This is a genomic window from Blautia sp. AF34-10 (assembly GCF_003477865.1).
Classification (GTDB): Bacteria; Bacillota; Clostridia; order Lachnospirales; family Lachnospiraceae; genus Fusicatenibacter; species Fusicatenibacter saccharivorans.
On record NZ_QUED01000087.1, the window covers coordinates 1 to 847 of the forward strand.

The following is an 847-nucleotide window of genomic DNA, read 5'->3' on the forward strand; positions in this document are numbered from 1 at the left end:
TCGCTCCATTGTTTACGATATCCACATTTATGACCGTCTACCAGGCGACGATGTTTGCAGGCATAATAGAAATAATCCTTATATAAGGTTCCGTCTTTCTTTTTCTTTCGGTTCACATTCCCATACATACCGCTTCCACATAACGGGCATCTCAATATTCCGGATAAAATATGCTCATGCTCGAGACTATGTGTCTTTTCATATTTCACACCTGTTTTTTCCCGTTTTTGATGTGCCAGCTCCCAGTCTGTTTCTGAAATGATTCCTTCATGGATACCATCGTGTAGCATATAATTTTCCTGCTTTACAATACGGTATTCATTTCTTGTACCAGATACTTTCTCGTTCTTCCTTCGTCCATAAGCCAGCTTTCCACAGTATACCGGATTATCCAGAACGCCTTTTATAAATGAAGCGGCAAATGCGTCCAGTGTATTATTCTGTCGTTTTTTCTTTTTATATCCATGCTGGTTCAGCCATGCAGCAATCGCAGAAATTCCCATATTTGTATGAATAAATTTATCATAGATCAGACGAATAATCTCTGCTTCGTCCTCTGCGATCTGCAATTCTCCATTTACCAATTCATAGCCATATGGAGCAAACCCGCCGTTCCATTTTCCTTCCCTTGCTTTCTGCTTACGTCCTTCCATTGTCTGAACAAGGATATTCTCCCGTTCAATCTCTGCCACCGCAGACAGAACAGAAATCATCAGCTTTCCACTATCTTTTGAGCTGTCAATCCCATCTTCAACACAGATCAGATTCACTCCAAAATCCTGCATCCTCTGCAAAGAGTTTAATACATCTGCCGCATTACGACCGAATCTGGAAAGCTTGAACACCA

The 847-nt window shown here is 41.1% G+C and carries 1 protein-coding gene; it reads right to left on the reverse strand.

Annotated features, from left to right (window positions below):
- On the reverse strand, positions 1 to 847 hold an 847-nt coding region (locus tag DWZ60_RS16990), incomplete at both ends, for a recombinase family protein (protein WP_147397778.1).